This is a genomic window from Bifidobacterium eulemuris, assembly GCF_014898155.1.
GTDB classification, from domain to species: Bacteria; Actinomycetota; Actinomycetes; order Actinomycetales; family Bifidobacteriaceae; genus Bifidobacterium; species Bifidobacterium eulemuris.
Genome location: NZ_CP062938.1, coordinates 1,140,424 through 1,156,514 on the forward strand (window position 1 = coordinate 1,140,424; position 16,091 = coordinate 1,156,514).

At 62.2% G+C, this 16,091-nt stretch carries 2 protein-coding genes and 1 pseudogene; all 3 read right to left on the minus strand.

The genetic code is table 11. The features are described 5' to 3' along the window. Nucleotides 1-170: 170 nt before the first annotated feature. The gene (locus BE0216_RS05145) at nt 171-6,800 is read right to left on the minus strand and encodes a YDG domain-containing protein (RefSeq protein WP_193042834.1); all 6,630 of its coding nucleotides are present in this window, start codon (nt 6,798-6,800) and stop codon (nt 171-173) included. 165 nt (nt 6,801-6,965) lie between these two features. Then, nucleotides 6,966-13,976: a YDG domain-containing protein gene (locus BE0216_RS05150; RefSeq protein ID WP_193042835.1), complete on the minus strand. Its 7,011-nt coding sequence runs from the start codon at nt 13,974-13,976 to the stop codon at nt 6,966-6,968. Between the two features lie 174 nt (nt 13,977-14,150). Then, nucleotides 14,151-15,902, minus strand: a pseudogene (locus BE0216_RS12190) (hypothetical protein); the annotation flags it as partial. Between the last annotated feature and the right edge of the window lie 189 nt (nt 15,903-16,091).

The window sequence follows — 16,091 nt, forward strand, 5'->3', positions numbered from 1 at the left end:
TTCTGGACGGAGCAAACGCAGTGAGCGCCGCCCCTGTCACTGCGTCCTTCTGAGATGCTTCGACTCCGTTCCACTCCGCTCAGCATGACATATTGTCGTCATCCCGAGCGGAGGCGCAGCCTTTCCCACTACGTCATCCCGAGCGGAGGCGCAGCCGGAGTCGAGGGATCTCAAACCCTCCGCCGCAGAACGGCCCCAGCCAGACCGAGAACCATCAGAACGCCCACGGCCATCAGGGGCGCGGCCAGGCCGATCCCGCTCTCGGACAGTTCCTCCGACTTCTTGTCGTCCGAACCGCCGTTCTTCTTGCCGTCCGAGCCATCGTCCTTCTTGTCGTCCGAACCGTCGTTCTGATCGCCGTCCGAACCGGCGTTGTCACCGCCGCCCGAGTTGTCCGGATTATCGGGGTCGCCGTCCGGCTTTTCGTCCGAATCACCCGAATCGTCGCCTGGATCCTCCGGATTATCGCCCGGATTGTCCGGATTCTCGGGGTTCTCCGGTTCCTCGATGGCGGGAGTCCACACGGTACCGCCGTCCTTGTCAACCACGGTCCCATCCGGACGGATGATGCCACCCGCGGGCACCACGACCTCCACACCGCTCTCCCCACCGGCGATATCAGGCTTCGGAGTGAACGTTCCACCCTCAGGCAGCGTGATGGAACCATCCGGGTTCACCACGACCGGCTCATCGCCGCCCGGCGCGACCACGCCCTTATCATCGGGCAGACTCGCCGAACCGTCCGGATTCACAACCACACCGGCATCCGTCGACACAGACTCGACCGAAACCGTCACCACGCCAGACGTCTCACCCGTATAGTTCGAAACATCCGCGCTCGGGGTGAACGTCCACCACAACGAGATCGGAGCGCCGTCCATGGAACGCAGCGCGTGCGTGGTGTCGAGCGGAATCGTGTGCTCGGCGTCCGCGTACCAGGCGAGCGTACCCGGCACCGCTTCGACCGTGCCGTCCGGCAAGGTCACGCCCACACCCGAAGCGGCCACGCCCAGATCGGCGAGAGTCGCCCCCGCCTTCACGGTCCGGTCCTCGACCGTATACGAGATTGACGCCGGCGTGATTGAGAAGCCCTGGCTCAGGTTCGCCACGCCCTCCACCGTGTAGTTCGCATTGGACGCGCCGGTCACCGTCGCGGTGTACGAACCGACTTCGGTCTGCGCGCCCGTGACCGTCAGCACGCAGTCGTCGCCCTCCACGAGATTCGACACCGACGCCGCAGGAACATGGGCCGTCCCATCGTATGCGAACGAAGTCACGGCATCCCACAAGACGCTCACGGGACGCGGAAGCACGCTCAACGCGACCTCGACGCTCTTCGCCTCGAAATTCGTGCTTGCCTCGGAACTAACGGTCAGGACCGCCTCGCCCGCGCCTGTGACGCTCACGCGGCCCGTCTCGTCGACCGTCGCCACGGCCTCATTAGAAGACGCGTAGCTGATCGCGCCCGCGCCGATGGACGCGAACGGCGCAAGCGTGAACTCCCCGTCGCCGTACATCTTGGAGAACGCCACCTGGTCGAGCGTGAACGCGTCACCGCTCTTGGCCACCGTCACCGACACCGACGCGGACGCGCCCGTATAGTTCTGAGTCGCGGCCAGACTGGCGGTGATCGTCGCCGAACCCGCGCCCACAATCGACACGTTACCGTCCGCATCCACCGCCGCCACGCCCGTATCGCTCGACGAGAACGACACCACGCCGCCGCTGTTTGACTTGGCCGTCAGCGTGAACCCGGCGTCGCCATAGGTCGCGGACTGGCCGGCGTCTGGCGTCAAGGTCAACACGCCCTGGGCCTTGGCGATCGAGAACCGCAGTTCGACCTCGCCCGTGTAGTTGCCCATGCCCGTCACCCTCGCGACCGCGGTCTTCTCGCCCGCGTTCGTATTGTTCTTATACGAGACCGTGAAGTCCACGCCCTCGACCAGCGCCTTGCCGTCCGCGCCCACACCCGTCACCGCGGGCTTCAACTCGGCTCCGGTATAGCCCAGGCCATTCGAGTCCACGGTGAGCATGGATTCGGTCAATTCGGCCGCGCCGATGCCGGACTCGACCGTACCGGTCAGCTCCGTGGACTCCAACGCATACCAGCCGGCGTCCTTCCCTGACAAGGCGACCCCGGACGCCTTCACCGTCCTGACGCCCGCGGTAGCGGATTGGAACGCGAACTCCGCCGCCGAAGCCGACACGTCGTCACCCTCAAGCACGCCAGACAAGCTGATTCCCAGCGTATGCTCCGCGGGCACGGCGGTCGTCCCGTCATACGATTTGGACGCGTCGCCCGATACCTTGGCAGTCAACGTGAGCTTCTCGAGCGTGATCGACACGGAAGCCTTCACGTCAGACAGGTTGCCATCCTGGGAGAAGCGCACCGTCAACGTCTGAACACCGGTGGGCACGAGCCTGCGCGCCGTGTCGTACGGCAACTCGACCAAATACGTACCGTCGCCGTTGTCCTTCGGATTCTTATCATCGGTCAGCTTCGTCCCGCCGTAGTACAGGGCCGCCGTGCCAGGCGCGGGATCGTCCGACAAGCCCACCAGACCCGACATGCGCGACAACAGGGCCGACATGCGCGACGGCAACGACGACCCAGAGGTCTCATCCGCGGGACGAAGCTTGGCCCTCACTATGACCGTGTCGCCATACGCGAACGACGAGGACTGCTCAGAACCGTCATAGACGTCGATATCGCCATCCTCCACAACACCGGCGGAACGGACCACCGTCACCTTACCCGACACGAACTCCACCGCATAGTTCGACAACTCCTTGGGAGCATTGCCGGAAGCCCACTTCGGCGTGACCACGTAACCCTGCTCGGTGACGGGCGAACCCTTCTTGTAATCACTCATGTAGGACAACGCGTCGAACAGCGCGCCGGACAAATCCGCACCTTCCTGTTCGGTGAGCCAACCGGACGCCGTGGCTGAATACACGGCATCCGACCCGTACGACACCTCGACGTCCTTGGCCGTCACAACCAGCTTGGCGGGCGAGATGCCGGTCACCTCATACGACGACGGCAACTTGGACGGCAGCGCGTACCAGCCGGACGAATCACCGGACAACCTGATATCCGACACCGTGACCGTCTTGGAGCCCGCGTTCGTGGACTCGAACGCATACTTCGCCGTGGCCGACACCTTTGCCTCATCCGCGGCGAGCACACCGGACACCACGTCGACCTTCAACGAATGGCCCTCAGACACGTCGGCCGAACCGTCATACGTCTTGGACGCGTCGCCCGACACGGCCACGTCCACGGGCTTCGCCTTCAGATCGACCGTCACGGCCTTCTCGCAATCCGCGACATTGGCGTTGCCGGAGAACCGCACCGTCAACGACTGGCCCTTCCCGACGGAGATCACCTTGCCCGACGTGTCATAGGAGAGCACGACCGAATACGAGCCGTCCTGGTTGTCCGTGACCTCCACGTCACCGGGCAGCTCCTTATCTCCCAGATACAGGGCCGCCGTGCCCGGCGCGGACGAACCCGAACCATCCGACAAACTGGACGAGCCCGAACCATCCGACAAACCGGACAAGCCGAACCCCGAACCATCCGACAGACCACGCGGAGCGGCGAACACCACAGCACCCGGCTTATTGCCCGTGGCCGTCACCGTCGCCCTCACCGTGATCGTGTCCCCATACGTGAACGAGGCTTGTTTGTCATCGCCCTTATACGAGTCGGCCGTCACCGTGCCAGAGGACTGCACCACCGTCACCTTGCCCGACTTGAGCTCCACCGCATAGTTCGACGTGACATCCTCACCGCCGGCCGTGACCGACGGCTCGCCGAACTTACCCTCATGCTCGCCAACGGCCGTACCGGACGCCTCATACGACACCGACAACACATGACCGTCCAACAAACCAGTACCAGCATCCGGCTCGGAGACCGTGTACGAGCCGACCGACAACACGCCACCCGTATACACCAGCGAATCACTGCCGCCGACCACCGCGACCGGACGCCTCGAGATCGACGCCTCGGACTGATAAGTAGCGTTTGAACCCAACGTGTAATTGGAAGACCTGCCGCCCGCAAGAGCCAACGAAACCGTCACGGGCTTGCCCTCGCCCGCCGAAGCGTCCCCGAACGCCGCGGACACGACCAACGACACCTTGCCCTCATCGGACGCCACCACGCCATCATCAAGCGTGGCCGACCCCGAAGCGTCCACGGTACCGTCATACACCTTGCCCGACACACTCACATCCCGATACGACAACGGCTTGCAATCGATAGTGAACTTCTCCGTCACCACCGAGGCCGCCCAACGCGCGCCCTTCGGACCGTCCTTATACTCCGCGCTCTTAACCGACGCCTCGACCACATACGAACCCGCATAAGACGGAGCCTCACCCGTCCACGCGCTCTCACCCGCACCCGCATCGGCAGAACGATAGCGCAACGACACCACCACACCATCAGCGGCCGCATCCTGCAACACGGACGCCGAAACGGACACCGCCGAACCGTCATACACCTTCGACTCAACAGACCCGAACGTCAACACCGGATCACGACCCACCGCCAACGGATACGCCGAACTCGAATCCTCGTCATCATTCGCATACACCAGATAACCATCAGCGGGCACCTGTCGATACACCATCGTCGCCGACGAAGGATCATCCGACGTCCTATCCGCGAACACACCACCCGTGATGGACACCTCAGCGTCAGGAACGCCCGACTGCCTATCGGCGCCGTCACCTATAGCGGCAGCATCAGCCGAACCCGCCTGAGCCGTGATTTGACCACCTGGAATCTCAACACTGACCGAACCGCGAGCATAGTATCCGCCGCCAACACCAGCAGCACCCCAGCCGCCCGTCGAGGTGACCGTACCACCCGAAACCACAACATCGACCGAACCAGAAGCACAGAATCCGCCGCCGATACCGGCACCCGCATGGTCACCCCTCGCGACGACCGTACCACCCGAAACCACAACATCGACCGAACCAGAATCGGAAGTATGGTCGCCGCCACCAATGCCAGCAGCATAGCTGTCGCCCTTCGCGACGACCGTACCACCCGAAATCACAACACTGACCGCAGCAGAAGCTTGCCAGCCACCGCCAACACCAGCAGCATAGCCGCCGCCCGTCGCGACGACCGTACCACCCGAAATCACAACACTGACCGCAGCGGAAGTATGGTTTCCACCGCCAACACCAGCAGCACCCGAGCCACCCGTCACGCTGAGGAAGCCATCACCGGAAATGGACAACGACCGTCCCTCAGTCTGCAAACCGGCGCAATTCGTGCCGCTCTTAAGCACGCTATCGCCCTTGAGTGTGAGATCCAACGAACCCGACTGCGCCCGCACGGCGGCCGCACTGTCTCCGCCGCTATAATCGTCGCGCCGGTCAATCGCCACGCCATCAAAGGTCACGTTCGCGATGGCGGATGCATCATCCATGTTCACGACGATGCGATCCTGCTTGGTGCCGTTGGGAATTGTAAGCTCCGCATCGGGATTGGCCTCGTCGGTGGGATTCTTATACGAGACCTGATCATCTGCCTGGGACGACATGCTCACCGTCAACGCCGCAGCCGTCTTGATGGTCAACACATGACCGGCGTCGCTATACGTGTAATCCGTGCCATACTTGCCGCCTGATACATGGAAATCACCCGTCCGGCTCACCACCTTGACGGGATAGGCACCCGCAGTCGCTGCATCATCATTCGCCTTGACCACATACCCGTCGGCCGGAGCCACACCATACACCTTAGTCATCGACGCGGGAACACCCGACGTATCCGCGAAGAGACCACCCGTGATAGTAATAGTGGCATGAACCTTGCAACTGGAGCCGTCGCCTATAGCGGTAGCGTAACCTCCCGCCTTCGCCGTGGTCCAACCGCCAGAAATCCTAACATCAATCGAATCGTTAGACCATGATCCGCCGCCAATACCAGCAGCATAGCCGCCGCCCGTCGCAACGACCGTACCGCCCGAAATCTCGACACCGACCGAATCTCGAGAACCATATCCGCCGCCAACACCAGCACCATTCTCACCGCCCGTTGCGATGACCACGCCACCTGAAATCTCGACATCGACCTGAGCACGAGCACCGTATCCGCCACCAACACCGGCACCACCATAAACACCGCCCGTCGCGACGACCGTACCGCCCGAAATCACAACACTGACCGGAGCGTCAGTACTGCCACCTCCAACACCAGCAGCAAGACGGCCGCCCGTCGCGCTGAGGAAACCATCCTCTTCGCCGGAGATGGACAGCAACCGCCCCTCGCTCTGCAGACCTGCGCAATACAGCCCGCTCTTGAGTACGTTCACGTTCTTAAGCGTGAGGTTCAACGACCCCGAAGACACCCGCACGGCGGCCGACCCTTCGATAGCGCTCCGATCGATTGCCACGTTGTCGAAGGTCACGTTCGCGGTCTTGTCCGCGTCCGCAGCCACGACGATCGTGTCCGTCGTGGTGCCGTTGAAGACCGACTGGGACTTGCCCTTGTCGTCCGTGTACTCGATCGTCTCCTTCGCCGCATCGGACATGCCCACCGTCACAGGCTTCTCGGTGGTGATGGTCAGTGTGCCGTCTTTGTATGTGTAGTCGGTGTCTTCAACCAAACCCCCCTCGTCGGTGGTGGACAGCGTAAACGCACCCACGACCACAGGCTGCTCCTGCGCTTGGGCCTGAGCCGGGAACATGCCCAAGGCGAACACCACGGCAAGGGTGGTGAACACCATCAATAACGCGAACAACGCGGCCTTCTCAGCGGACCTTCGCAACGCTTCCACCATCATTAAACCTCTGCTCTTCCCTGCATGAACAACGGCATGCAGCACAATCCAATTCCCAACGTAACAAGCCCCCTCCCCACGAAGATATACGCGAACCGGGGGGCATCACATGGTCTCATTCCACGTGACGACCTCCCGGTTCGCGTATGCCCGTCAGGCCTTGCGCCGCAGAACGGCTCCAGCCAGACCGAGAACCATCAGAACGCCCACGGCCATAAGGGGCGCGGCCACGTCGATGCCGCTCTCGGACAGTTCCTCTGACTTCTTGTCGTCCGAGCCGCCGTTCTGATTGCCGTCCGAACCGGCGTTATCGCCGCCGGGGTTCTCCGGGTTGCCGGGTTCGCCGTCCGGCTTTTCGCCCGAATCACCCGGATTCTCGCCCGGGTTGTCCGGATTATCGCCCGGATTGTCCGGGTTCTCGGGGTTCTCCGGTTCCTCGATGACGGGAGTCCACACGGTACCGCCGTCCTTGTCGACCACGGTCCCGTCCGGACGGATGATGCCGCCCGCGGGCACCACGACCTCCACACCGCTCTCCCCGCCGGCGATATCGGGATTCGGGGTGAACGTTCCGCCCTCAGGCAGGGTGACCGAACCGTCGGGGTTCACCACGACGGGCTTATCGCCGCCGGGCGCGACCGTGCCCTTATCATCGGGCAGACTCGCCGAACCGTCCGGATTCACGACCACACCGGCGTCCGTCGACACGGACTCGACCGCGACCGTCGCCACGCCGGTCGCCACGCCCGTATAGTTCGCGGCGTCCGCGCTCGGAGCGAACGTCCACCACAGGGACACCGGCGAACCATCAGCGGACCGCAACGCGTGCGTGGCGTCCAACGGCGTCGTATGTTCGGCGTCCGCGTACCAGGCGAGCACGCCCGGCACCGCCTCGACCGTGCCATCCGGCAAGGTCACGCCCACACCCGAAGCGGCCACGCCCAGATCGGCGATGGTCAAGCCCGCCTTCACGCTCTGATCGGCGACCGTGTACGAGAACGCGGCGGGCGTGATCGAGAAGCCCCGGCTCAGGTTCGAGCCGCCCTCCACCGTGTAGTTCGTGTTGGACACGCCCGTCACCGTCGCGGTATACGAGCCCGCGTCGCTCTGCGCGCCCGAGACCGTCAACGCGCACTCGTCGCCGGCCACCAGGTTCGACACCGACGCCGTGGGCGCGTGCGCCGCGCCGTCGTATGCGTACTCGAACACGGACGAATCCGCGGACACGCCATCGGACGCGGTCGCGGACGTGGCTTCGGCGTTCCACACGACGCTCACGGGACGCGGAAGCACGCCCAACACGACCTCGACGCTCTTCGCCTCGAAATCGTCGCTCTCCGCAGAGCTCACGGTCAGGGTCGTCTTGCCCGCGCCCACGACGCTCACGCGGCCCGCCGCGTCGACCGTCGCCACGGCCTCGTCGGAGGACGCGTAGCTGATCGTTCCCGCGCCGATGGACGCGAACGGCGCCAACACGAAGTCCGAATCGCCATAGACCGCGCCCATGGCCACCGTATCCAACCGGAACGCGTCACCGCTCTTGGAGACGGTAAGCGACACCGACGCGGACGCGCCCGTATGGTTCGCCGTCCCGGCCAACGTGGCGGTGATCGTCGCCTCGCCCGCGCCCACGATCGACACCTTGCCCTGCGCGTCCACCGTCGCCACGCCCGTATCGCTCGACGAGAACGACACCGCGCCACCGCTGTTCGACACGGCCGTCAGCTTGAAGCCCGCGTCGCCATAGACCGCGGACTGGCCGGCGTCTGGCGTCAAGGTCAACACGCCCTGGGCCTTGGCGATCGAGAACTGCAGTTCGACCTCGCCCGTGTAGTTGCCCATGCCCGTCACCCTCGCGACCGCGGTCTTCTCGCCCGCGTTCGTGTTGTTCTCATACTCGACGGTGAAGTCCTTGTCCTTGACCAGCGCCCTGCCGTCCGCGCCCACACCCGTCACCGCAGGCTCCAACCCGACACCGGTATAGGCCAGACCATCCGAGGACACGGACAGGTTAAGGGCATCCAACCCGGCCTTGCCGATACCGGACGCGACCGCGCCGGTCAGCTCCGTGGACTCCAACGCATACCAATCGGACCAACCATCCGACAAGGCAACCCCGGAGGCCTTGACCTCCTTGGTGTCCGCCCTCGCTTCCGCGAACGTATACTCCGCCGCAGACGCCGACACCTTATCGCCCGTAAGCACATCGTCGGACAGGCCAATCCCCAACGAATGCTTCTCAGGCACCGCGGTCGTCCCGTCGTACGTCTTGGACGCGTCACCCTCAACGCTCGCCTTCAACACGCGCTTCGCGAGCGTGACCTCCACGGAAGCCTCCACATCCGACAGGTTGCCGTCCTGGGAGAACCGCACCGTCAACACCCGGGTGCCGGCGGGCACGCGCCTGAGCGCCGTGTCGTACGGCAACTCGACCGAATACGTGCCGTCGCCATTGTCCTCCGCCTTCGCATCATCGGTCAGTCTCGTCCCGCCGTAGTACAGGGCCGCCGTGCCCGACGCCGGATCGTCCGACAGGCCCACCAGACCCGACAAGCGCGACAACAGGGACATCGCGCCCGAAGCGGGCTCCTCCCCCGTCGCCGTCACCGTGGCCCTCACCGTGATCGTGTCCCCATACGTGAACGACGAGGACTGCTCGCCGCCGTTATAGACGTCGACATCGCCATCCTCCACCACACCGGCGGAACGGACCACCGTCACCTTGCCCGACACGAACTCCACCGCGTAGTTCGACAACTCCTTGGGAGCGTCCGTCTTCCACTTCGGCGTGACCGTATAGCCCCGCTCACTGACGGGCGAACCCTTCTTGTATTCGCTCGCGTAGGCCAACGCAGCCGACAACACGTCGGACAACGAGGAACCCTCACCATTGACCCAACCAGACACCGTGGCCGAATACACGGGATCAACCGACCCGTACGCCACCTCAATATCCTCGGCCGTCACAACCAGCCTGGCGGGCGCGACCGTCGCCTTGCCCGCATCGACCGTGACCTTGGAACCGTCGGCGAACGTGTAGTTCGACGCCGTGGCGGTGTCCTTCAGCACGACCGTCGCATGGGCGGTCCGCTCGCCCGCGTCGGCCTTGTCGAACACGGCCGAGACCGTGAAATCCTCACCCCGCTTCAGACTCTCGCCCGAAACCAGATTCTTAAACGACACCGCATCGACCGGCGCGTCAGCGGTGCTGTCATATGTCTTCCCCGACACCGTCACGGAAGCCGTCAGCACACGCTTGGCGATGGAGAACTGCAATTCGACCGCATCCTGGTAGTTGCCTTTGCCCGTCACCTTCGCGACGGCGGTCTTCTCGCCCGCGTTCGTGTTGTTCCCATACTCGACGGTGAAATCCGTGCCCTTGACCAGCGCCTTCTTATCGACGCCCTCACCCGACACCACGGGCTCCTGTCCCTCGCCGTCATACGTCAGAGACTCGGAAGGCAACGACAGCATGGAAGCGTCCAGCTTGGCGGGCGTGATGCCGGTCACCTCATGCGACGACGGCAACTTGGACGGCAGCGCGTACCAGCCGGATGAATCACCAGACAACCTGACATCCGACACCGTGACCGTCTTGGAGCCCGCGTTGGCGGACTCGAACGCATACTTCGCCGTGGCCGACACCTTCGCCTCATCCGCGTCGAGCACACCGGACACCACGCCGACCTTCAACGAATGGCCCTCAGGCACCGTGGCCGAGCCGTCATACGTTTTGGACGCATTACCCGACACGTCCACGCCCACGGTCCTCGCCGTCAGATCGACCGTCACGGTCTTCTCGCAATCCGCGACATTGGCGTTGCCGGAGAACCGCACCGTCAACGACTGGCCGTCCTCGATGGGAACGCCCTTCCTCGACGTGTCATACTCCAACTCGAACGAATACGAGCCGTCCTTGTTGTCCGTGACCGTCATGTCACCGGGCAGCTCCTTATCTCCCAGATACAGGGCCGCCGTGCCCGGCGCGGACGAACCCGAACCATCCGACAAACTGGACGAGCCCGAACCATCCGACAAACCGGACAAGCCGAACCCCGAACCATCCGACAGACCACGCGGAGCGGCGAACACCACAGCACCCGGCTCATTGCCCGTCGCCGTCACCGTCGCCCTCACCGTGATCGTGTCGCCATACGTGAACGAGGCTTGTTTGTCATCGCCCTTATACGAGTCGGCCGTCACCGTACTGGCGGACTTCACCACCGTCACCTTGCCCGACTTGAGCTCCACCGCATAGTTCGCCAACTCCTTGGGAGCGTCCGTCGTCCACTTCAGCGCGACCTCGTAACCGCCGTCCCTGACGGGCGAACCCTTCGCGTATTCGCAGTCATAGGCCAACTCCTCGAACAACGTGGCGGACAACGAATCCGCCTCGCCATCGACCCAACCGGACGCCTCGGCCGAATATATGGGAGCATCAGCACGATACGCCACATCGAAACTCTTGGCCGTCACCGTCAGCGCCTTCTGCTTGATGGTGAACATGCCCGTCTTCGTCACGGCCGCCCAACGCGCCCCATCCGGACCGGCGGAATACGCCGCGCTCTTGACCGACGCCTCGACCACATACGAACCCGCGTCCGACGGAGCCTCATCATCCCAATCGCCCTCGACTACAGCGGCGGGACGATATCGGAGCGACACCTCGACACCATCAGCCTCGGCGCCCTCCGACATATCGATCACATCAGAAACGGACAGCGGCGAACCGTCATACACCTTCGACACATCGCTCTTGACCGACAACGGATCACGACCGACAGCCAACGGATACGCCGAACTCGATTCCTCGTCATCATTCGCATACACCACATGACCATCAGCGGGCGCCTGTCGATACACCTCCGTCGCCGACGAAGGATCATCCGTCGTCTTATCCGCGAACACACCACCAGTGATGCAAACCACAGCTGTCGGAGTACCATCCTGTCTCTCGGCACCGTCGCCTATAGCGGCATCGCCACCGGAACCAGCCTGAGCCGTGATCCTGCCGCCCGAAATCTTGACATCGACCGAACCGGAAGCCCGCTTTCCGCCGCCAACACCGGCAGCACCCTCGCCGCCAACTGCATCGACCACACCACCAGACACCACGACACTCGTCGAACTCGAATCCCAGGCTCTGTTTCCGCCGCCAACACCAGCAGCGCCCGGGCTGCCCTTCGCGGTGACCACACCACCAGACACCTCGATATCGACTGGACCGTAAGGAAAATTTCCGCCGCCGATACCAGCAGCCCCTATATTATACCTACCATTGCCACCGGCCGCGACGACCGTACCACCTGAAATCACAACACTGACCGAACCGGAAGTTTCAGCGCCGCCGCCAACACCAGCACCAGCACCGTATGAACTCTGGATGTTACCACCGGCCGCGACGACCGTACCACCTGAAATCACAACACTGACCGGAACGCGAGCACCGGCTCCGCCGCCAACACCGGCAGCAGCCTCACCACCCGTCGCGACGACCGTACCACCCGAAATCACAATATTGACCGGAGTAGAAGCAGTATCGCCGCCGCCAACACCGGCAGCCCAGTCGCCGCCCGTCGCACTGAGGAAACCATCACCGGCAATGGACAACGACTGCCCTTCAGTCTGCAAACCGGCACAATTGTGCCCACTCTTGAGCACGCTATCGCCCTTGAGCGTGAGGTTCAACGAACCCGACTGCACCAACACGGCGGCTACCCTGGTGTTGTTACTTCGGTCGATCGCCACGCCATCGAAAGTCACGTTCGCGGTCTTGTCATCGCCCGGGTTCACAACGATTCTGTCCGTCGTGGTGCCGTTGGGGACCGACTTGGAGACGCCCTTGTCATCCGTGTAGCCAATCGTTGCCTTCGCTTGGGACGACATGCTCACCGTCAACGCCTTATCCGTCTGGATGGTCAACACATGACCGGTGCCGTCATACGTGTAATCCGTGTCATACTCGCCGCCCGACACATGGAAATCACCCGTCCGGCTCACCACCCTGACCGGATAGGCACCCACAGTCGCCGCGTCATCATTCGCCTTGACCACATACCCGTCAGCCGGAGCCACACCATACACCTCGGTCTTCGACGCGGGATCACCCGACGTATCCGCGAAGAAACCACCCGTGATCGAAACGGTAGCGGAACCAGAACCGAAGGCACCATCACCTATGGCATCGGCTTCATATCCTCCTTGAATCGTGAGATACCCACTCGAAATACTGATATCCGAACCAGTTCCCCCATCTCCGCCGCCAATTCCTGCGGCGTAGGAGCCTCCTGTCGCAGTAACCGTGCCACCTGAAATAGAGATGTTCGAGCCAGAACCCTCCATTCCTCCACCACCGATACCAGCACCGCCGAAACGGTTGCCCGTCGCAGTGACCGTACCATTGGAAATACTGATGCGAGAGCCGGAACCACGGAACCCGCCGCCGATACCAGCAGCCATATCACCGCCCGTCGCTGTGATCGTGCCGCCCGAAACAGAGATATAAGAACCTGAACCCTCCATTCCGCCGCCGATACCAGCAGCCATATCGCCGCCCGTCGCTGTGATCGTGCCGCCCGAAATCGCGATATCCGAACCCGACTCACCGTATCCACCACCGATACCAGCACCATATTGGCCGCCAGTGGCGTTCAAAGACCCACCACCGGAAACGGACAACGCACGACCGCCATTCTGCAGACCGGCACAACGATTACCGCTCTTGAGCACGCTCACGTTCTTAAGCGTGAGATCCAACGAACCCGAACGCACCAACACGGCGGCAGCACTGTCGCTCTGGCTTTGGTCGCCGCTTCGGTCAATCGCCACGCCATCGAACGTCACGCGCGCGATCCGATCCCCCGAGTCCACGACGACGCGATCGAGCTGCGTGCCAACCACGCTCCGCGCCTTGCCATCAGCGTCCCGATACTCGAACCCGTCATCCGCGGTGACGAACATGGACACCGACAACGGCTCGTCGGACACAATGGTCAACACATGATCGACGAACGTGTAATCCTTACCCAACGCGCCACCGGAAACCACGAAATCACCGGTGACATGCAGTACCTCGAAAGGATACTCGCCAGATGTCGCCGAATCACCATTGCGAGCAACATAACACCCATCGGCAGGAGCCACACCATACACCCGATTATCCACAACGCTGCCATCCGCGAAAACGCCACCAACGATGGAAACAGAGGACGAGCCGGATGAGTGAGCACCATTGCCTATGATTTCCGAACCAGCACCTCCCTCAACCCTGATCCGACCATCTATAATCGCGATGTCAGAGGCCAACCCACTAGCACCACCACCAATACCAGCAGCACCACCACGCCCCACCGCAATGACGGTACCCCCATTAATCGTAATCTTCGCAGCAGCACCAAGGCGCCCACCACCAATACCAGCTCCATCGGAACCACCCTCTGCGTTGACCACACCACCAGTAATCGTGACGCTCGAAGCTGTCCCCTCAGCCCCACCTCCGACGCCAGCAGCTTCGCTACCACCCTCCGCGTTGACCACACCACCAGTAATCGTGACGCTCGAAGCTGTGCCCCCAGCTCCTCCGCCAATTCCTGCGCCATGTTCACCGCCAATCGCCATGATGTTGCCACTTTCAATGGAGATTGCGCCAGAGTCATGCTGTTCTCCGCTTCCGATGCCAGCAGCCTGAGCTCCACCCACCGCGACAATCGTTCCATCTCCGGATTTAATAGTGAGCGGATACGCGCCACTCTGCAGCCCCGCTGAGCCTTCTCCGCTTTTGAGGATACTCGTCCCTTTAAGAGCAAGTTCCAGCGAACCACTTTCCACGCACAAGGCAACTCCGTCAACACTCCGGTCAACAGCTACATTGTCAAGAGTGACATGTGCAACCGTATCGTTGCCCGCATCCACGACGATACTATCCGTGACAGTGCCTGCGGTCTTCTGGTCTTCGCCATTCGTGTCCTTATATAAGACCACATCATCCGCTTGAGCAGACATGGTCACCGTCATAGACTTCGCCGATTTGATGGTCAACACGTTGTTCTCGTATAGGTAATCACTCCCAAAAGCGCCACCAGCAACATGGAAATCTCCAGCGCGGCTCACCACCTTGAGAGGATATTTGTCCTTAGTCGTTTCATCCGTATTCTCGACGACACCATATCCCTCGTCAGGAGTCAAACCGTACACCTGGTTCTTGAGTACAGCGTCAGCTGACGTATCAGCGAACACGCCACCAGTAATCTTACCGCCACCAATTGCTGGTCTGTCTCCAGCACTTGCTGTAATACGACCACCTGAAATTCTGATATTCATGCCGGAATATCCATTGCCACCAATAGCGTTGCTACCATGCGGAGTTACCGCAGTAACAGTACCGCCTTGAATCTCCACATTGGCACCACCATAAAATCCACCGCCAATACCGGCAGCGGCACCGCCACTTCTTGCATAGATGGTGCCACTAACAATTTTAATATACCGCCCAGAACTGTTATATCCACCGCCGATACCGGCACCATGGAATCCGCCAAACGCGTTGAGTGTGCCATCACCGGATATCACGAGTGGGTGTGAACCATTTTCCAAACCAGCGCCGGCATTAGGACTCTGGAGAACGCTGATCCCCTTAAGCGTAAGCTCTAGTGAACCCGAGCTCACCCGCACGGCGGCCGGACTGCCATCGCCGCTCCGAGAGATTTTCACTCCATCGAAAATGACATGCGCCGTTCCGTCCGCGGCCACGATGATATTGCTCGTCTTGGTGCCGGTAACCGTATGTTCCTTGCCATCGGCATCCGTGTAGGTGAACTCGTCCTTCGCCGCATCGGACATGCCCACCGTCACGGGCTTCTCGGTGGTGATGGTCAGCGTGGTGCCCTCGTACCGGTAATCGGCGTCCTCGATCAAACCGCTTTCGTCGGTGGTGGACAGCGTGAACGCGCCCTTGACCACGAGCTGCTCCGCCGCTTGGGCCTGGGCCGGGAACATACCCAAAACGAACGCCACGGCGAGGGTGGCGAACATCATCAACAACGTGAACAACACGGCCTTCGGAGCGGACCTACGCAATGCTTCCACCATCATCAAACCCCTGTTCTCTCCGGCACGCACGGCGTCATGCGGCACAATCCAACTTCCAACGTAACAATCCCCCCCCCCCCCAGAACAGGGTTCACCGGCGCGCCGAAAGGAAAAATGGGCAGGAATCAAGGGCCGTCACCCCACCAGCAGACACCCCCTTCATAACGGACCCAATGGACCGGGGCGTGAGGA